Source organism: Neobacillus sp. DY30 (genome assembly GCF_030123065.1).
Lineage (GTDB): Bacteria > Bacillota > Bacilli > Bacillales > Cytobacillaceae > Neobacillus.
The window spans coordinates 3,110,456-3,129,552 of sequence record NZ_CP126093.1 but is presented as its reverse complement, the minus strand read 5'-3'; the positions used below and the strand labels follow the sequence as shown (position 1 = coordinate 3,129,552).

Here is a 19,097-nt window from a genome sequence, read left to right as displayed (position 1 = left end):
TATTAACAGACGTATCCCGTCGTTAATATAGCCCCCTATGTTCACTAATAACTATAGGCTAATTATTTAAATATGGTTAATTCCCAATCCGATTGCTTCATGTTCAAATCCACGCACCGGTGCTCCTATCGTTCCATACACGGCAACTGCAATCCATTCGCCTTCTTCCACATTTTCAAACGGCGTGCCGCGAACAATCGCAAATCGAAGTCCTGCTGTTCTCAACATACCACCAAGCTCTACTTGACCGCGTGTCACCCCGTGCATCGCTTCAATAATGGCATGATATAATGCATGCATTTCACGATAAAGTTCAGGATTGACAACCCACTGTCTTTTAGCTGACGTCTCTATAGCTGCTACGATTTTTTGTAGCTCCATGGATCCGACTTTTCCTTTTGCATATAGCCAATTCTTCCGCGTTAGCTCACTAGTTATGGAGGCTTCTTCCTCTTCTTCCGCAAACGCGTACATTATTGCTTGTTGCCCGATTTTTCTATCGAACTCTTTCTTCATGCTGTCCCTCTTCTACAATTTCTAATTTTCTAAATTCACTAATAACTATTCCTCATTGTAAACGTTATCAAATAGTTCGGTCAACCATTTTTTTTGGAGCTATCTCCTTTCTTGACATTTAACATACTGCCAATGGATTAAGTTCCTCCTATATGCGTAATAAAAAATGTTATTTATAATAGTCATTTTTTGAATGTAAAATGCATATTAATTCCATCTTTTTAAAATCACTCAATGTTAAGAAAAGGGATTTGCCTATGTTTATGATGTAAGGAAAAGAAACATTGCATGAAAAACCCTCTTGCATATTTGTGCAATTTGCCGATTTACTACTATTTAGAAATAAAATAGAATTTATCAGATGATTAAACCGTTTTCATAGAGGAGCGAGGGGGAGGCAGAATTCAACTAGATATACAATTACATAATTAAATAGCAGTGTTACGTATATTATTATTAAAGGGACCGGTGGCACAATTATGAAACTCATTAAAGAAATTCTTCGTTTAGCCATACCATCAATTGCAACCTTTTCGTCGATGACGGTTACCGGGTTACTGGTCTTGATGATTGTTGGGAAATTAGGGGCCGCAGCCATTGCAGTTGTCGGAATCACCAACATATTGATGTATAATTTATGGGCCATTTTTTCTGGAAACCAAGGAGCTATCAACTACTTGGTCGCTCAAAATTACGGCTCTAAGAATATGAAACTTGGCAATCAACGAATGCAGATTGCCATCATTCTAGCAGCCTTACAAGCCATTCTCTTATTTGGCGTAAGCTTTGTGTTTCCGTATTTTATTCTGGAAGTAATGGGCTCAAACGCAACCATTCTTGAATTAGGGGCTCCTTATGTTCAAGTACGAATGTACGCTATGATGTTTACTGTTTTTAATATTATTTTCTATGCTTACATGAGAGCCACGGGAGATACACGTACACCTATGAATATCTCCATCATTAACAGTGTTTTGGTGGTATTCTTCACCTATGTTCTTGCCTATGGGAAGTTTGGTTTTCCTAATTTAGGTTTACAGGGCGCTGGCTGGAGTATGGTGATAGCCGAGGGGATTACCTTGCTTTTAAATCTTCTCGTGTATTTCCGTTATTACAATGAAAAATATTTTACTCGTTCTTGGGTCCGAATGGAGCTAGCACAAATTCGGTTAATACTGTTTGAAGGTTCGAAACTGGGGATTACTGAATTGTCTAATAGTATAGGTATGCTGGTGTTTACTGCCTGTATTACCCGTCTTGGCACAGTGGCCATTGCTGCCAATGAAATTGCTTTGAATATCCTATCCTTCGGTTTTATGCCTGCAAATGGATTCGGAGCTGCATCTACTGTTGGAATTGGACAAGCGATTGGAAAAGGCAAACCGCTGGAAGCGAAGAAGTTCGGGTTGGTGACGGTTTATCTTGGATTAGGATTCATGGCGTTATTTTCCGTATTTTTATTCTTGTTTGCCGAGCCTGTCGCGAAAATATACACGCCTGAATCAGCGGTAGTAGTGGCAGCCGTTTCTCTGATTCATCTAGCTTCCTTTATTCAACTGTTTAGTGGGGCTAACATCATTTTTGCCGGAGGACTAAGGGGTGTCGGTGATACCACCTTCCTTTCTCGAGCAGCACTGGTGCTAAACTGGGCTTTCTTCATACCTTGTACCATTCTATTAACACAGGTGTTTGATTTAGGACAGACAGGTGCGTGGATCGCTTTTTCTAGCATAATTGTTCTACAGGGGTTAACCAATGCTTTAAGGTATATTTTTTACAAATGGAACTCAGCTCAAAGTAAAAATGTCCCGATATCCAAGGTAACTTCGGTTCATGTTTAAATAGAAACGATCTAGATGATTTTTGGGTTAGGGCCAATTTGATTATGAATTGGCCTTTTTTTGCTTTTACCACACACTTGAAGTACGTATTTTTTACTCGGCCCGCCACCTAACTGTCTACACTTAAAGACTAAAGTTACCTATAGTCCTCCAAGACTCCCTACGAGCGAATGGCTAGTTCTTACTCGCCGGGATCCCACCCGCTATATGACACGACCTATGCTCGGCCGCACCCGCACCCGCACCCGTTACTTTATGTGCAATACTTTACAATCTCAGAGTACTATGAAACAACCTCAAATTTCAGGGTATATCGTTTTACTATGATATATTCACCAGTTGATTTATTCATTACTTGAGATACTTCCTTCGTATGCGTTATCTCAAACCAATCATTTTGTATATCCACCAGTAATTTTACTTCCACATCACTTTCCCCATATTTTAAACCACTATAAGATAATTTTGTCATCGTAATCATCCCTTTCTTAATGAATAATATTCGTCTGATAAGACATAAGAAATATTCTTCTTTGTATTATCCTGCACCGTTAGTTCTATAACAAAGAAGGCTCGCCGCAGCGATACCCGTTTTTTCACTATCGCCCCCATTAGTTGAAGAAGGACGATCACCATTTATGTGGAAATCGTCCTTTTTTATTTCCTGCTGAACAGCATCGTTGTACTGTGCAGCTGGAAAGTTGTTCTTCTTAAAGATAAGCGCCCTACCGACCAAAAAGAGATAGTGGGTTAATCCTTTACATCTTCCTTACATATTTCACTAACTAGCTGCTATAACGCGTTGTTTTTATTTTTGGGTCCAAGCCTATTACAATTTTCATATTGAGTCTTTGAATTCCTTTATTTTTTGCCTCAAACCCTAATAAATTTTTAAGAGGTAACTAATTATTATGTCGTTTGTTAACTTCAATAGTAATGAACTCCGGCAAATAGCTGGGAGTACATCCTTTTGCTACTATTTCATCTTTGTAAAGACCCGTTTTCTCACCAAGTATAATACAACGTGCACGATTCTTTTCATCATAAACGCCTATCCAGCCTGCGGTGAAATTCATAGCCCATTGAACTTCCGGTTCTTCCTGCGTAATATTAGCTTCTATTGCAGATAGCAAGTATGCGGTGTTATCAGGGGGTGTTTGTCCAGTCCATCTCAATCGCCCTTGATAATACCAAAATGCTCGCCTTTGAAGAACAGAAGGACTATTTTCCCATGACTCCATCAATGCAATTTTCTTCTTGTCTTTGGTAAGCTGATTAGCCATTAACCAATCCATTAAGTTATTACGCTCTTTAAAAGTGTGGGTCTGCATTTCCTTATCAAGCTTATTTAGCACCTCTTGTGAAAGAAGTTTTTTGTCCATAATTAAGATTGCTAATAGTCTGGGCAAAAACTCTTCGGTTGACCAAAGTTCCATAGCTAGTTCGTGATCTTTTTTAATGTCCTTCGCGATTTTTCGTAAGTCTCCTAGCTTAGTTTTACTATTAATCTGAGTCAGAATGTTTTCTGCTTTTGAAAAGCGTTTTATTTCTGTACCTTTATTTTCATTCATTTTCTACAACTCCTTTATTAAAGCACTGTTTCATGATATGTCCTAGACGGGATATATCAAAAACTTAATTTCGTTATAAGTCTTATTGCAGTGGTGTGCCTACAAAGTTAATATTGTAGTATATATCGTATTAAAGTTTTCTCTACCAATAATAGAAGAGCAACCATCTTTAATATAATAATAACATTTACTTCCTTTTAATTGGATACGAAAAGAGCATTCCTTTTTAAAGAAACGCACCCGTTAGCTGAATAAGCCTATAGCTATCCATAACCTATTTTGGACCTACATATGTTTTTGCTATTAGGTCACCTAATCTCTTTTTATCGCTTCTGCTTAAGAAAACAACCAATTCAATTATAGAAATAATTAACGTAATATTTCTTAATAGAATTTGCCAGTAGTGAGGTTCCGTACCATTACTATTATAAATTTTGAGTCCAAAAATCCTTTTTCCAATACTTCTCTTTATAAAGGAATCTTTAAAAAGAGGAAGTGTAAAAACAATTGTATTAATAAAATTCCCAATTTGTTTTGTAACCCTGTATTCGTCATCTCCTGCATAGTGTAGAAAAAGTAAAATCCCAAGTAAAGTTAATAATGTGATTAAAAAGTAATCAATTACAAAAGCAATTATTCTCTTTGTTGTTGTATTATCACTAGACAATAAGAAACTCCCCTTCCTTTTTATATCACTATTCTAAACTAATAGCTTTGTTTTTGGGAATTTATTCTTATACTAACCTGCACCGTTAGTGGAACAAAGAAAAAAAAGCTGCCGAAGCAGCTAAATCATTATTGAGCAAACGCTACAAAGTCAAAGCCAATAAAAATTTATTAATGAATAAAGGTAAGACAGAAGATATTTTAAAAGTATATGGTTTTATGGATTGGATAAACGAAGATTGATTAAAATGATAGCCGCTTGGTGTTCAACTAACGAAGCAGGTCAGGACTAATCCCATCTAACTCCAAAGGTCTGTAACCGCTAATTTTACCTTCCAATCCTGTTTTATGGATAGTGATAATACCTGCTGCACCTTGATAGAGTGTTCGGCATCCTATTAAATCTTCTGCAACTGGAGGTAAAGAACCTTGCCAATCCATTAAACCAGCTAAAAACATCGTTCTGCTTCCAATTCCTTTTTTAGACGGAATTTCAATCACCCTACCACAGGCATAGTTACCAGATGATAATGGGATAGCCCAAAATTGACCAGACAAGAACTATCGGATTAGTATATAGAATAGTTACAGAACTCATTTTTTCATTACAAAGGAATTTTCTGCTAAATTCTTGATAACTGTGTAGCCCCAAGTGGAATAGACTTCATACTTACTTTCTTCTTCTTTTGTTATCGGACGATATCATTCATCACTACGCTAGAACTTTTATTTATAAACAAAGAAACAATTTCAGATAAATTTCTATCTGACATATGCTCATACAAAATCCCTAATATATGCTAATACTGACTTTCAGTTACACCATAAGGAAAAGCTCTTGTTAGTAGACTGTATGTGCTTTTCAGATGTTCAGGTATTTCTTTTTCAAGCATTCTACCACCCCGTTATCATTTATAATTTTATTTTTAAAAATAATCCTTATTAAATTAACCTGCCCGTTTGCACAACAAGCAAAAAAGATCGCCGCAGCGATCCATTCTTTAACTCTTGCACCCGTTCAATAAGCAAATGATTAACCAATCCGTAAAATAGTGTTAAACATTCTTGGCTTGTTCTTTTCAAATGCTTGGATTAGTTCCTTACCGAATACAGTAACCGTCTCTTCCCAGGGATGACCTAAAAATCCCCAGTTCAATTCCTTTTGTATAAAGAAGTAATAATCCCCATCAGGGACAATAGGGATTACCCACTCATTAAATTTGTCTCTTGGAAAGTCTAAAAAGGGATTAACCCAATAACAAGAATGTTGCCAGTCCAAAGCATAAAAATATTCTTTATCATTTGTTACTTCTTGAAAGGCAAACAATGATTTCTCTTCAAGGTCTTTATAAACCTCTTCATATTTCTCTAAATTACCTGACCAATTTAAATAAGGTGAAATATCATATGTAATGAATGGACTTGGCACAAAAAATGACGGGAATTTAGAAATACTTGGTTTGAATTGGAAGTCTTTTATTACCTTTTTCCATACAGCATCCTCTTCAGATTCAGAAAGTTCAATCCAATTATTAATATTAATCCCTCCCAAAAACGCTGTTCCTTTATAAGGATAATTATACCATTTCTTATTCAACTAACCTCCCTCAATAAACAAAGTGAAAACTCACGTTTTCTCCAGTATTCTCAGTATTTTATAGATTGTTATTTTAGAGTTTACAGCTCGCTACTTTGGTTGGATTTATCTCGTCAGGATAAATTTGGGTCTTTGAAGCAAAAAGACTGATATCACATTAGCCACACACTTACAAAAATGGTGGATGAGTAAAAATATGATCGCACTGGTGGATGTCCACATTTCTCATGGAGGTCAACCCTCCCATGCCTCACAGAGTCTTCGCTCTCAAATTCCTTCGTCCAACCTTTCCATGAGGTGGATGTCAGTCATGCTGCTCCACAGGATCCTTGCCCGAAGTTTAGTTGCTTTGCTGACTAATCCGTGCTTCAAATGTCCGAGACTTATAACATCTAAAATCCTTTTCTACCTACTGCTCTTACTGAATTACGCTGCTTTTTCAACTTCTATGTTTGCTCTCATATGAGGGATATCCTGTAACACTCTCTTCACTAAACTCAAATTGTTTCTTTCCAATGGCAAAAAATATACGTATTAGCTTATTACACAATGCAATCAGAGACTGCATTTTCTTTAGAGGATTGTCCGGACGCTGCGTGTAATAGACATGCAGCGCTTTAAAGGCCGAGTTCTTCGCGACCATAATCATACTCACTCTGAAGAGGAGAGCCCTTAACTTCTTCCTCCCCTTTTAGTGATCCTTGTTTGCCCTTTATGCTTGCCAGAAGTATTCTCTTTCAAGCTTAATCCAGCTAACTTTATGATTTGTCTCGGGTGCGAATACTCTTGTAGATCTCCCACTTCTGCAAAGAAGCCGGCAACCGTATCTCTCCCCACGCCCTTGATGGCTAACATTTGCTGGACACCAGGTATATGTTCAATCAAGTTATCTATCTTCTGATCTAGTTCTTCGAACTTCTCTTGTATCAAGTCATATTTATCAAGCAGAGTGGCCAGTTCTAATTTGGCCATAGTTGAACCTTGGCAAAGTCCGATGGACTCTTTAGCTGCTTTTTTAACTCTTGTATTTTGTTTATTCCTACACTACGGCTAACTGCTTTCCGTAGATGGTCTAATAAGTACTGATCAGAGAAATTGATCAGTTCATTTGGTAATGCTCCTAACCTTAAAAATTGCAACGCTGCTTTTCCTTCCCAACTCTTAAAGACGGTTAGAAACTCAGGTAAATAGCGATCTAGCCAGTTGTGAATCTGGCCTTGTACCGTTTGAAGGTCATCAGTTAGGAGATCACGTATTTTTTCGCCACACGAAGTTCTGCATAAACACCTTGTGGTATCGTCGGTTCAGCATATCTCCCGTCCTTGACCAACTGAGCGATGACTCTAGCGTCTTTCACATCGTTTTTAGTCGGTGAATTATCGTCAAGTTCCTTACTCTTCTTTACATGTAATGGGTTCACAGCGACAAACTTTATTTGATTTTCTTTTAGAATATGAGCTAGGTTTAGCCAATAGTGGCCAGTAGGTTCCATCCCTACGATCGCTTTTTCCATGTGTTGTTCCAGTTTTAATTGATTGATCCAATTAAGAAACAGTTGAAATCCTTCCTTGGTATTATCAAAATAACAAGGGGAACCAAACTCCATTCCTCTGTAGTCCTGTGCACGTGCGACATGCTTGAATTTCGCAATATCAACACCTATAATTAATGTCCTAGAAGTAATTTGAGCAATCTTTTCATTTTGGTTATAATTCATGTTAAGACCTCCTGGTATTTGGGGATTGTCCTTTTTGCTGGCCAGCTTTAGGACTCTCTCATTCTACCAAGAGGTTCTTTTTGTTCAAACCCCATTTTCATTCATTACAGGAATGCTGCTTCTTTAACTTAATAAGAATCGCCGTTTCAATTTCGTGAAACAGGTCAATAATTCCTGAAAAAAGAATTTTTTGGGGAGAGATCAAATTGTTATTATCTCAAGCATGGGAAACGTATGAATCTGATAAACGTATTGAAGGCTTTTCGCCGCAAACATTAAAAGCATATAAACTACAGTCCGGCTTACTTATACGGTTTTTTAATGATGTTAAACTTGATACGATCACTACGAATCAATTAAAGGCTTATTTAGCAAAATCAAGTGAAAGCCTTAAGCCTGCAAGTTTGGCTCATCGAATTCGCTTTATGAAATCATTATTTCGATGGTCTCATGAAGAAGGACATATTCCCAAAAACCCAGCAGCTAAAATAAAAGAACCTAAAACCGGTAAACGAATTCCTAAATTTTTGACCGAAATGGAAATTGAACATTTACGAGAAGCCTGCTGCACCCCAATGGAAAAGGCTCTGTTTGAATTCATGTTCTCAACTGGATGCCGAATAGGAGAAGTAGTTACCTTAGATAGGGGTAGAATTAATTGGTCGAACCGGTCAGCTGTTATAAGAGGTAAAGGAGATAAGGAAAGGGAAGTCTATTTTAATATTCGCTGCGAAATTTGGTTAAAACGATATCTGGATAATCGCGTAGACAGGGATCCTGCTATCTTTGTCACAGAACGCGATCCTCATCGAATGAGTATTGCCCAGATGCGATACATTATTAAGCGGATTTCAAGCCGAGCCAGTATTAACAAAGACATTCATCCGCACCAACTAAGGTCCAGCTATGCAACCCACTTATTGAATAATGGAGCACCTCTGGATGTAATTCAAAGCCTACTAGGTCATGAAAAAGTGAAACCACCCGGATATATGCCCAGTTAAGTGGAAGTATAAGGCAGCAATTATATAGGAAGTATTTTTAAAAATAAATAAGCAACGCATTTCGAATTGCGTTGCTTTAATTCACTCTTGCACCCTTTAGTTTAAGTGCATCTGTTCACAATTATATTCAAGATAAATAATTATAAGATATTAATTTCCAGGTTAAGAGGAATCCTTTTACTTATAAATTAATTTTAAAAAGGCTGTATAAAAAGACCATCGCCTTCAAGCCATTCAGCTATAAAAACATCTTTGTAGTCTGTAATATTTTTAGAATTTAATTCAGATTTTAACCAAGATTCGTTAAAGCCCAATTCAGCAATTTCATCCCATAAAACCTCACCATCCCTTATTACGGTAACTGGAGCTATGACTGGTTTTAAAGGCATATTAAAATCTTCCTGAGTGGTTTTTTGATACTTTGATTTTTTAAAAATACTAAGGAATCCGTTCGATTCTAAATAGCAAAATGCAACCTCACGAATAGAAAAAGTTTCACTCTGTCTAAGTAAACTTTGCAACTGGTTAATATTCATCCTATTCTTCTTTAATGCTTCTCGATCTACAATTCCATTTTTGATAAGTGCAGAGGGTTTACCTTCAACAGCTCCTCTAAATGTAAGGAATTTTTGACTTAGATATTCAACTGTAAAAAGTAATCCTCCCCAAATGGTCATAGAATAAATAATATAAAGTATCCCTACCTTATGATCGTATACGGCATTGCCTAGTAATTCTCCCATTACAATAGCTGCAATAAAAGTAAAAGGAGAAATTTGATTAATGATTTTTTCCCTACAAACTTAACGATTAGAAACAGAAAAAAAATCCAACTATGAGTTCAACTGTTAAGTTAATGATTTTCATTTGTTTACAAACCCCTAATATATCCCCAAGCCAAGGATTATTTTTATAAATTAACCTCTTAAATCACTATTTATAAAATTATTTTATCAATTTCTTATTAAACTATCCTGCTTCGTTAGCACAATAAGAAAAAGCTGCCGCAACGACAGCTCTGATCTTCAACTCTAGCACCCGTTACTTTAAGTACAACACTTCACAATCTTCTATGTTAATCAAACAAAAAGGCGATACCTTTTTAAGGTATCGCACCCGTTAGCTTAAAAATAATATTAACACTGATATTATTTTAAAGTTGTTAAGATATAGATATTTTTCTAATTTTATTTGATAAAAAGAAGGATACGATTCCTAATAATAGATAGATTATTACTGGGGTAATCATACTGCCCATATTGTACCAAACTGAAATAGGTATAATAACGGCAAAAGAAGATAACAAAAACCCAATTATCATATATTTCTTTGAGTTTGGACAAATAATACCTTGAATAATAAAAATGATTGGGAACAGCAAATAGATTCCTAATAAAATATATTTACTTTCAGGAAACAAAGAATCGAACCATATAAATGCGAATATCACCAAACTTGGTAAAATGGTTGAGAGTATTTTCTTCATTAACATCAATCCTTTCGGTAAAAACAATTTACGATAATAAGCAATTGTTACAGCTTGCTCCGTAAGCACAATAAGAAAACAGCCACAATGGTAGCTCTGAACTTCAACTCTTGTACCAGTTAGTTTAAGTGAATCGATTCACCTTAATATAAGAAACTTCTACTTAGAGAAGTTACTCTCCTAAATCAAACTAATCTTTAACCGTATTTTTTTTAATATCTATTTGGTAACTTCATAGCTAGGAACTGGGGAATCAATATTAAAACACTAACCAATACTAATAACATAGAAGGAGGAAATGGCTTAAAATAAAAATAAAAATTTCCGATACCCGTCATCCTGGTGATGAAATAATATGAAATTATTCCAGATGTTATATTGCTTTTTTCTCATATTTCAACCTCTTTTTTATATTTTCTAAATTGAACTATATAGTGTAAATTTACACTAATTATAACACGAGATTCCTCCGTTTAATACAAATATTTTCCATTTGCATTAAACTAACCTGACCCTTTATCTCAATTAAAAAAGGCTGCCGCAGCAACCTAACTTTATTTAATTCAAGCACCCGTTACTTTAATAAGGATTGATGTCCTATTTAGAGATTTTATTAGTAAATACTACTTCACCCCTTTTATTGTAAGCAATAAATTTCGCATCAAAGACATCATTACTTTTTGTTCTAAAAAGCCCAAACCTCTCACCAGAACCTTTTTTTAGTAATTCAAAATTATGAATAACGTCTTTGCCTTTTTTGATTTTTACGCTACTTATTTCACCATCAAATACCCTAAGTAATAGTGCATTAGATTTTTGTTCATTGTTAAAAGGAGACTGGAAAAATGAAATATGGATAGGGTCAACAACTCCCTCTCGAATAAAGGAGTAGTCTTGTTTGAAGTCCCAAGAAATCAAAGATTTTTCAAGATATATTTCCCTCTCTGTACCATCGTCATTTTTGATAAAAACAATAGATTTCTTATCATCAAATACTTCAACGTGGGTAATGTTTTTATAGTTCAATTTATTTTCAATTTCTCTGGTTATTTGTTTCTTGTCATCACTTATGAAAAAAATTGAAGCTACTGCAATAACTAATAAACAAACTAAAATTAGTAAGACTTTTTTAGCTTTTACGGTCCTTACACTATATTCCACCTCACAATATAAATAAAAAATCTCGCTCCATTATATTAAATATCAACATATATTGGATATTAATTGGTGTGAAATTGAAGATTGGTTATTCAACTAACCTGCTTCTTTAGTGTAAATATTCCAATTATGTAAAAAAGCTTACTCAAAGAGTAAGCTTAACCTCTATAGACACTTTCACATGTTCCAGGTTTTGGTTCATAAAAACAATGTTCTTTAAATGCACCAGTATGAGGTTGATCGTACCATGTTGGAGGACAACCTGGCGCCGTTGGATTAAAATACCAAAGAGCGAATTTCGCAGGATGATTTCTCCACCCATTTATATTTTGTTGTGCTAATCTTCTTTCAGAAGTTCTTGATCTTTGATAAAATACATTTCCTTTTTGCACTGCTTCAAAAGAATAATTTCCTCCTTGTATGTGAAATATTACATCATGAATATTGTTTACATCTTTGAAATCCAAGCAATCTACTGCAACACGATTTATTATTACATTTCCAACATATAACATTCCTTGCTTTCCTTCGCCTTCTGCTTCTGCTCTCATCATTCTTGCCATTTCATCTATTTCATGACTTCTAGCCCTTACTCTTGGCATTACATCACCTCCCCAAAATATAGTATGAAAAAAATCCTACATTCATGTCATTGTTCGCTCTTTATTAACTCTGGTTACCTGTTATTCGAATAAGAAAAAGGCTGCTTTTTTGCAACCAGGTCTTTAAGGAAAGCCTCTTTAATAAAAGACTTCGCTGATGGTCTATGTTTTTTCTTTTGGTTGTTGGGATGTTTTGGTTTAAAATTGGGAATGAATTTTTAGGATCAATATTCTATAATTTATCAATAAAGGATGGTGATTACTATTATGGAAAAGATTGTAGTTTGTATTAGTAATCCTTATTACGCTGAAAAGCTAATTCAGAGAGGAAAAGTTTTGGCTGATGCGTTTAAAGGGGAGTGTGTTGTACTAAATGTGTTAAAAGCACCTTTTGACGAACTGGATTTCAATCAATTACAAACAAAGTTAATGTTTGAAGGCTTGGCCGATAAATATCATGTACAGCTTATATCTGAGCCTTCTAAGTTTAAAAAAATCTCCTATCACATTGCTCAGTTTGCTGAAGAACAGAAGGCCACTCAAATTGTCATTGGGCAAGTGACTCTTTCCAAACTGGAATTGATGTTGCAAGACTCATTAATAAACAATCTTTTCGAAAAACTTGAAGGTGTCGATTTACACATTGTTGAAGTCAGTCGTGAAGTAAAAGACAGTGAAGAATATGACAGAGGAATACCTGCGGAATTAATAAAAGTTGCAGATGGATTTGAAATTTCTTTGAAAAGCGATTATGAAAACGAAGGAAAAAAAGGAATCTTTTATAAAATGAGGGCTTCTGACTTCTCTAACGGTTTTTTTGTTATGAAAAATGGAAAAGAGCATCAAGTAATTAAAGTCATGCATGGAAAGGTTAAGAAAGAGGACATTGATCAAATCAATAGTTAACAGGAGTGAAAAATACAATGCCGATGGAACAAGAAACGATGGGTTTGTTAGTAAGTGGTTTTTCAATCGTCATGGGTATTACTTAATAAAAGAGCTGTCCTAAAAAGGACAGCTCTAACGAAATATTACTAGCACTTTGCTAAGGAGAATAGCAAGGTACATCACTATTATCGGCCAACTATAAAAAATATTCTAGAACTTTATATTGGATATTTTACCATAAATAACCATAACCTTGCTGACATTCACTTGGTGCCACTCTAACATAACAAGTATTATTTGTGTAATATTTCTGCATGTCTTTTTGTGATAAAATTATTAGTTAACTTAGATGTGAAAATCAAATACAACCTCCAAATTTCTGGAACATTGTTGATGGTATTCGAGCCTAATAAAATATAAAAAGCGCAAGGATTATCCAAGTCTTGAATAATCCTTGCGCTATAAATCTAGTACCATGGTCAATATTTACTTATTTTTTTGATTAAAATAAATAATCTCGGAAAGAATCTTGCATCCTTTAATATTCTTGAAAGCCTCCCTTGCCTCTTTTTCTGTTTCAAATTCGAACATCGACATTTTTTCGTTTGAATAGAGAGTGATTACCCACATTAAAAATTCCCCCAATAAAAGATTACTGTTCCTCTTTTCTCATTGGCTGACTGATAGATAAATTTCTAAAACAGTAGCTTTAATTTATAATATGACCTACACAATACTACAGAAGAATACAAAACAACTTAAAAGTTTCAAAACATATTAGTGTTATATTAGTCATTAACAAAATCCAATGATCATCGTCTTTCAATGAAGAATAATCAGAACAGCATTAAGACTCGACACATATATTCCCTAAATAAAGGTAATATTACTAGTCAGAAATGATTTTTTATAAACGACAACATTTTACAGAAGACGCTCCTTATGTCAGATACAGGCATGGGATATTTATTAGGTGATCAATATGTGGACAACAATCGTTTCCTATCTTCCAGATTGGTATGCTTTTATGCAAGCTTTTATTGTGTTTTTCATCCCCTATTCTATCTCGAAATTTTTTAGTTGGATCATTACATTAGAGGAAGAGTGATGAGAATCTGGAAATCAAAGATCAGAAAAACAAGAAATCATACAAATGTAAGTAAAAAAAAGGAAGATAATAAGCCTTATGAATATCCAACAGGTGATTTTACGGGCGATTTTACCTTGGATTTGGAACTTATCAGGCAAGAAATCATTCATAACTCGGATGTGCACATTCGTGAATTTAGTATCGGGCGTACAGGCATTCGGTCGGCCATCATTTTTGTTGAAGGACTGTCCGATAAAGATCTCATCGACAAACATATTATGAAATCATTGATGGTTGATTTTTTCAACGAATTTAAACTGGAACCATCTTATGAAAAAGGAACCATTTCAAAAGAGTTTATTAAAAATCAAATTCTTTCTATTAGTGAAGTAAAAGAAGTCAATCATATTAAAGAGTTGATAGCAAAAATATTAACAGGTATGACAGCCCTTTTGATTGATGGACTACCAGATGTGTTCATTCTTGGTACAACCAAAGCAAACAAACGGAATATTGAAGAGCCGGTATCAGAAGGACTGGTCAGAGGTCCACGAGTTGGTTTTACTGAAATTTTAACCGATAATACTGCCCTTTTGCGACGCCATGGTGAAAACGTGAACTTATCATTAATAAAATTCCAAATCGGAAAACGAGCAAAAAAAGAAATAGCTATAGCCTATATGAAAGAGATTGCTGACCCGCAATTAGTAGAAGAAGTAAAGAAAAGAATTCAGAAAATTAATATTGATCATGTACCGGAATCAGGCTATGTAGAGCAACTGATCGAAGATAATTACCTTAGTCCCTTTCCTCAAGTACAAAATACAGAGCGTCCTGACCGTGTAATCAGCGCATTGATGGAAGGACGAGTGGCAATCTTGTTAGATGGAACACCTTTCGCTTTGATCGCACCGGTTACGTTTAGCATGTTATTGCAATCGCCGGAAGATTATTATGAACGATGGATTCCCGGCTCCCTCCTCCGTCTTTTACGTTTTGGAGCAGCCCTTGTTACGTTGTTTGCACCTTCACTTTATATTTCTTTTATCTCGTTTCATCCGGGATTGATCCCAAGCAAGTTAGCCATTTCAATTACTGGAACTAGGGAAGGTGTTCCGTTCCCCTCACTAATAGAAGCACTGCTTATGGAAATAGCCATCGAAATTTTACGGGAAGCTGGGCTGCGCTTACCTAAACCCATTGGCCCGGCGATGGGGATTGTTGGCGGACTAATCATCGGTGAAGCAGCCGTCCAAGCAGGGATTGTTAGTAATATTATGGTTATTGTAGTAGCGATAACCGCCATTTCTTCCTTTGCCATTCCTAGTTATAGTGCAGGAATCCCCTTGCGTATCCTTCGCTTTGTAGCCATGTTTGCTGCTGCATTGTTTGGATTGTACGGAGTCATTCTGTTTTTCCTCTTGCTTTGCAGTCATTTGGTGAAACTCAAGAGTTTTGGCGTACCTTATGCCAGTCCTGCTGTGCCTTATCGATTAAGTGACTTGAAAGATTTAATGGTCCGCATGCCACTTCAGATGATGAAACGTCGTCCGAAGATGATGCATACGAAAGATCAATATCGTAAATGATAGCCTACTTCGAAGGAAGTGAACCCGAGATGATTTTTAGTCCCAAAGACCGAATAACCACTCCCCAAGCAGCTGTTGTCGTCATCAATTTTATCCTTGGAACAGGGATCCTCACACTGCCCAGGGCATCTGTAGAAAAGGTAAAAACACCGGATGTTTGGATAACTGTTATTATAGGCGGACTAATCGCGATGTTAGCTGGGGTTATGATTGTAAAATTAAGCCAACAGTTTCCCGAAAAAACCTTTTATCAATATAGCCGTATAATCGTAGGTAAATGGATAGGCGGGATTCTAAGTATTCTTATTGTATGTTATTTTTTATTAACTGCCGGTTTTCAAGTCCGTGCCATGGTGGAAGTAACAGGATTCTATTTACTCGAAGGCACTCCCATTTGGGCAACCACTATGTCATTTATTTGGGTAGGTCTCTATTTGACCATTGGAGGCATCAACCCAATTGCCCGGCTGTTTGAAATTATTTTCCCTATAACGGTTATCCTTTTTTTGCTGGTTGCCTTTATGAGTTTCGGAATTTTTGAGATGGATAATCTCCGTCCAGTATTAGGATTGGGAGTCATACCTGTACTAAAAGGGGTCAATACAACGGCTCTTGCATATACAGGTTTAGAAATCATGTTGTTCCTTCCGGCATTTATGATACATCCTGATAAAGCAGTAAAAGCTGTAGTAGTCGGAATAGCTATACCCTTAACTTTTTATGTAATAACCGTCATAATGGTTATCGGGGCATTATCCGTCGATGGAGTGGTCACAAGAACGTGGCCGTCCCTTGATTTAATAAGAAGTTTTGAAATCCCTGGCTTAATCTTTGAAAGATTTGAGTCTATGTTACTCGTAATATGGATCATGCAAATATTTGCTACATTTACCATCGCCTACTATGCGGCTGCTTTGGGTCTGGCTCAACTCTTCAAAAAGAATATTCATTCATTTTTGTATGGATTACTTCCGGTTATTTACATCATTACGATAATGCCGAAAAATATTAATGACCTATTTAAACTCGGCGATATGATAGGCAACGTCGCAATTTATTTATTTGGTTTACTACCGTTGCTGCTTCTCATTGTTTCAAGATGGAAGGTGGGAAAGTATGAAGCAAAGCCATAACAATGTACGGTCCCTCAAGGATATACTTCCCATTCTAGCACTCCTGTTTCTTACAGGTTGCTGGAGCAGTCACGAAATTGAAGAAATAGGTTTAAGTGTAGGTTTGGCACTGGATGAAGGAAAAGAGTCAACTATTGACACAGAATTAAAGCAACAAGGAGGAGGATATAACCAAACAGAAAAAATAACCATGACTTATCAAATAGTTACCCCACAAGGAACAGGTTCAGAGAGTAAGGGCGGGGGCTCGCAACAAAAACCTTACTTGAATATTTCTGAAACCGGTGATTCCATCCATCAAATGATTCGCGAATTTTCACTGAGAAGTGATCGCCCCATATTCAGCCCCCACCTTAAAGTAATTGTTATTAGTGAGGATCTTGTACGTAAGTATAGATTGGAACAATTAGTTGATGAACATCTTCGTGATAATGAGATTAGACCAAGCTGTCTTGTGTTTATTAGCAAGGGGCTGGCAAACGAGGCACTAGAATCAAAAGAACCAGGAAAAATTCCTGCGTTCCGTTTGATTGGGATTTCAGATAATGAATATCGAACAACAAGGATTTTGCCCCCTATGTCACTCGCTAAATTAGGAGGCAAGATGGATTCAGGATCTAGTTTTCTTTTGCAAAATGTTATTCCAACGAACGGAGAAGTTAATTTTTCAGGAGCTGCTGTGATATCAGGAAAGACAAAAAAGCTACTTGGTTTTTTGAATGAAGAGGAACTGGAAGGCATAACATGGATAACCGGAAAGGGAAAAGGCGGTTTGGTCAAAACCTTTGATGCTAAAAATCAGCCAATCATTTACGAGGTAAAGACAATGAAAAGTAAAATTATACCTCATGTTAATGGGAACAACATCTCTTTTGATGTAAAAATCGAATCAGAAGGACGCCTTTCTGAAAATTGGAAGGTTTCGGGGGAAAGTTCAGAAAATAAATTTTTAAAAAGAGCTGAAGAAGCCGCTGAAGAAGAAGTAAAACGATTGGTAAGTAATGTAGGAGAAAAAATACAAAAGGATTACCAAGTCGACGTTGCCGGGTTCGGAACCCGATTGAGAATTGAACATCCTAAAGTATGGGAAAAAGTCAAAAAAGATTGGGACCAAACATTTAGTGAAGTCCCAATCGAATACAACGTAAAATTAACTATTAGGGATTATGGGTCGTCAAGCTTCAAAAATTGAGATTGTAGAGAGTAGCAATAGTTAGAAAAAAAAGCCTGATCCTAATTTTGATATAGGCTTTTTTCTATTACGATCGTAAGTAATAAGTGGTTGTCTAATAGTCCATAATGAAAAAAACCCAAGAATGTTGATGACACAGCATCCTTGGGTTTTTTTCGTTATTTTTCAATTATGTGTACTATTTTTGGTATGGTTATAATACATTAATTTACTTATAACACCGAAGACGATCGAGCAGACTTAATTCCTTGAATCCGTTCCTGATGCGTATATACATTAAACCCGTTCCCCCGAATAAAACCAACTGTTGTAAGTCCCAGTTCCTCTGCTAAATCTAATGCTAGGTTAGTAGGAGCAGATTTAGAGAGAATAATCCCGACACCAATCTTAGCAGCCTTTAACAAAACCTCTGAGGAAATTCGGCCACTGAAAACAATTATTTTATCCTTTAATGGTATTCGGTTAATCATACAATACCCATAAAGCTTATCTAACGCGTTATGCCGGCCGATATCGGTTCTTGATACAACGATTCCTTCACGTGTGCATAAGGCAGCATTATGTACACCGCCTGTTTGCTGGAAATGTGAGGAGCTTTCCTGCATTTTCTTCATTAGCTCACGGCATTGATCCGGTGTAATGGTCAATTTCGTCATCACCGTCTTGGCAGTCTTCACATCATTATGAAAATAAAATTGCCTTCCTTTTCCACAGCAAGAGCCAATAAATCGCTTTGAATGGAAGTCTTTTTGAATACAGTGTTTATTTACAAGTTCAACATAGGCAAATCCCTTTTCTTGATCAATATGAAGAGATTCGATATCGTGATAAAAGCGAATAACACCTTCGGATGCGAGGAATCCGACAACCAATTCGTTCCAATCTGAAGGAGTACAAACCATGGTGGCAAACTCCTTGCCATCTAAAATAATTGTTAACGCCGTTTCGACAGCAATGTCATCTTCTTCCTCGAAAAAGCATTGTCCATTATATCTAACAATGTTTTGAGAAGTTGTAATTTCCTTTAACAATGGTGTCCCCCCTCTC

At 36.1% G+C, this 19,097-nt stretch carries 17 protein-coding genes and 3 pseudogenes; 6 read left to right on the top strand and 14 right to left on the bottom strand.

Going from position 1 to position 19,097, the window contains the following annotated elements; all coding sequences use genetic code 11:
• Positions 1 to 66: 66 nt before the first annotated feature.
• Positions 67 to 516, bottom strand: coding sequence for a histidine utilization transcription antiterminator HutP (gene hutP, locus QNH29_RS15055; protein WP_283860214.1), 450 nt, complete (start codon positions 514 to 516; stop codon positions 67 to 69).
• Between the two features lie 479 nt (positions 517 to 995).
• Between hutP and QNH29_RS15050 the strand changes: the two genes are divergently transcribed.
• Positions 996 to 2,357, top strand: a complete 1,362-nt coding sequence (locus QNH29_RS15050; protein WP_283860213.1) for an MATE family efflux transporter — start codon at positions 996 to 998, stop codon at positions 2,355 to 2,357.
• Between the two features lie 283 nt (positions 2,358 to 2,640).
• Here QNH29_RS15050 and QNH29_RS15045 read toward each other — a convergent pair whose 3' ends face one another.
• From QNH29_RS15045 to QNH29_RS15015, 7 genes and pseudogenes are all read right to left on the bottom strand, one after another.
• Positions 2,641 to 2,829, bottom strand: coding sequence for a hypothetical protein (locus QNH29_RS15045; protein ID WP_349654910.1), 189 nt, complete (start codon positions 2,827 to 2,829; stop codon positions 2,641 to 2,643).
• 66 nt (positions 2,830 to 2,895) lie between these two features.
• The gene (locus QNH29_RS15040; RefSeq protein WP_283860211.1) at positions 2,896 to 3,093 is read right to left on the bottom strand and encodes a hypothetical protein; all 198 of its coding nucleotides are present in this window, start codon (positions 3,091 to 3,093) and stop codon (positions 2,896 to 2,898) included.
• 166 nt (positions 3,094 to 3,259) lie between these two features.
• Positions 3,260 to 3,928: a DNA alkylation repair protein gene (locus tag QNH29_RS15035; RefSeq protein ID WP_283860210.1), complete on the bottom strand. Its 669-nt coding sequence runs from the start codon at positions 3,926 to 3,928 to the stop codon at positions 3,260 to 3,262.
• Between the two features lie 274 nt (positions 3,929 to 4,202).
• A complete protein-coding gene (locus QNH29_RS15030) occupies positions 4,203 to 4,595 on the bottom strand; it encodes an RDD family protein (protein WP_283860209.1) in 393 nt (130 codons plus the stop codon).
• A 269-nt stretch (positions 4,596 to 4,864) separates the two neighbouring features.
• Positions 4,865 to 5,152 (bottom strand): hypothetical protein, encoded by a 288-nt coding sequence (locus QNH29_RS15025; protein ID WP_283860208.1) that lies wholly within the window; start codon positions 5,150 to 5,152, stop codon positions 4,865 to 4,867.
• Between the two features lie 475 nt (positions 5,153 to 5,627).
• A complete protein-coding gene (locus tag QNH29_RS15020; RefSeq protein WP_283865644.1) occupies positions 5,628 to 6,131 on the bottom strand; it encodes a DUF2716 domain-containing protein in 504 nt (167 codons plus the stop codon).
• Positions 6,132 to 6,617: 486 nt separating this feature from the next.
• Positions 6,618 to 7,908, bottom strand: a pseudogene (locus tag QNH29_RS15015) (IS110 family RNA-guided transposase).
• Positions 7,909 to 8,114: 206 nt separating this feature from the next.
• Between QNH29_RS15015 and QNH29_RS15010 the strand changes: the two are divergent.
• Positions 8,115 to 8,953, top strand: a pseudogene (locus tag QNH29_RS15010) (tyrosine-type recombinase/integrase).
• 153 nt (positions 8,954 to 9,106) lie between these two features.
• Here the strand turns inward: QNH29_RS15010 and QNH29_RS15005 are convergent.
• From QNH29_RS15005 to QNH29_RS14990, 4 genes and pseudogenes are all read right to left on the bottom strand, one after another.
• Positions 9,107 to 9,779, bottom strand: a pseudogene (locus tag QNH29_RS15005) (DUF421 domain-containing protein).
• Positions 9,780 to 10,074: 295 nt separating this feature from the next.
• Positions 10,075 to 10,467, bottom strand: coding sequence for a hypothetical protein (locus QNH29_RS15000; protein WP_283860207.1), 393 nt, complete (start codon positions 10,465 to 10,467; stop codon positions 10,075 to 10,077).
• A gap of 528 nt (positions 10,468 to 10,995) precedes the next feature.
• Positions 10,996 to 11,559 carry a hypothetical protein gene (locus QNH29_RS14995; RefSeq protein WP_283860206.1) on the bottom strand — a complete coding sequence of 188 codons (564 nt, stop codon included), beginning with the start codon at positions 11,557 to 11,559 and terminating at the stop codon, positions 10,996 to 10,998.
• Positions 11,560 to 11,714: 155 nt separating this feature from the next.
• Positions 11,715 to 12,158 carry a cell wall hydrolase gene (locus QNH29_RS14990; RefSeq protein ID WP_283860205.1) on the bottom strand — a complete coding sequence of 148 codons (444 nt, stop codon included), beginning with the start codon at positions 12,156 to 12,158 and terminating at the stop codon, positions 11,715 to 11,717.
• Positions 12,159 to 12,425: 267 nt separating this feature from the next.
• On the opposite strand from QNH29_RS14990, the gene QNH29_RS14985 reads away from it, so the two are divergent.
• Positions 12,426 to 13,064, top strand: coding sequence for an adenine nucleotide alpha hydrolase family protein (locus QNH29_RS14985; RefSeq protein ID WP_283860204.1), 639 nt, complete (start codon positions 12,426 to 12,428; stop codon positions 13,062 to 13,064).
• Positions 13,065 to 13,532: 468 nt separating this feature from the next.
• Here the strand turns inward: QNH29_RS14985 and QNH29_RS14980 are convergent, their stop codons facing one another.
• Positions 13,533 to 13,676, bottom strand: coding sequence for a hypothetical protein (locus tag QNH29_RS14980; RefSeq protein WP_283860203.1), 144 nt, complete (start codon positions 13,674 to 13,676; stop codon positions 13,533 to 13,535).
• 477 nt (positions 13,677 to 14,153) lie between these two features.
• Here QNH29_RS14980 and QNH29_RS14975 point away from each other — a divergent pair, with 477 nt between their 5' ends.
• From QNH29_RS14975 to QNH29_RS14965, 3 genes are read left to right on the top strand one after another with little or no spacing between them, the layout of a single operon-like run.
• On the top strand, positions 14,154 to 15,725 hold the full coding sequence (locus QNH29_RS14975; RefSeq protein ID WP_283860202.1) for a spore germination protein: 1,572 nt from the start codon (positions 14,154 to 14,156) through the stop codon (positions 15,723 to 15,725).
• A gap of 29 nt (positions 15,726 to 15,754) precedes the next feature.
• Positions 15,755 to 16,858, top strand: a complete 1,104-nt coding sequence (locus tag QNH29_RS14970) for a spore germination protein (protein WP_283865643.1) — start codon at positions 15,755 to 15,757, stop codon at positions 16,856 to 16,858.
• On the top strand, positions 16,842 to 18,050 hold the full coding sequence (locus tag QNH29_RS14965) for a Ger(x)C family spore germination protein (RefSeq protein ID WP_283860201.1): 1,209 nt from the start codon (positions 16,842 to 16,844) through the stop codon (positions 18,048 to 18,050). Before QNH29_RS14970 ends, QNH29_RS14965 begins: the two co-directional genes overlap by 17 nt.
• A gap of 212 nt (positions 18,051 to 18,262) precedes the next feature.
• Here QNH29_RS14965 and fdhD read toward each other — a convergent pair whose 3' ends face one another.
• A complete protein-coding gene (fdhD, locus tag QNH29_RS14960) occupies positions 18,263 to 19,081 on the bottom strand; it encodes a formate dehydrogenase accessory sulfurtransferase FdhD (protein ID WP_283860200.1) in 819 nt (272 codons plus the stop codon).
• Positions 19,082 to 19,097 lie beyond the last annotated feature (16 nt).

Bases quoted from the DNA above. Each gene is read 5' to 3' on its own strand.
- QNH29_RS14975 (WP_283860202.1), top strand. From the start codon at position 14,154: ATGAGAATCTGGAAATCAAAGATCAGAAAAACAAGAAATCATACAAAT.
- QNH29_RS15045 (WP_349654910.1), bottom strand. From the start codon at position 2,829: ATGACAAAATTATCTTATAGTGGTTTAAAATATGGGGAAAGTGATGTG.
- QNH29_RS14965 (WP_283860201.1), top strand. From the start codon at position 16,842: ATGAAGCAAAGCCATAACAATGTACGGTCCCTCAAGGATATACTTCCC.
- QNH29_RS14985 (WP_283860204.1), top strand. From the start codon at position 12,426: ATGGAAAAGATTGTAGTTTGTATTAGTAATCCTTATTACGCTGAAAAG.
- hutP (WP_283860214.1), bottom strand. From the start codon at position 516: ATGAAGAAAGAGTTCGATAGAAAAATCGGGCAACAAGCAATAATGTAC.
- QNH29_RS14970 (WP_283865643.1), top strand. From the start codon at position 15,755: ATGATTTTTAGTCCCAAAGACCGAATAACCACTCCCCAAGCAGCTGTT.
- QNH29_RS15035 (WP_283860210.1), bottom strand. From the start codon at position 3,928: ATGAATGAAAATAAAGGTACAGAAATAAAACGCTTTTCAAAAGCAGAA.
- QNH29_RS15050 (WP_283860213.1), top strand. From the start codon at position 996: ATGAAACTCATTAAAGAAATTCTTCGTTTAGCCATACCATCAATTGCA.
- QNH29_RS14990 (WP_283860205.1), bottom strand. From the start codon at position 12,158: ATGCCAAGAGTAAGGGCTAGAAGTCATGAAATAGATGAAATGGCAAGA.
- QNH29_RS14980 (WP_283860203.1), bottom strand. From the start codon at position 13,676: ATGTGGGTAATCACTCTCTATTCAAACGAAAAAATGTCGATGTTCGAA.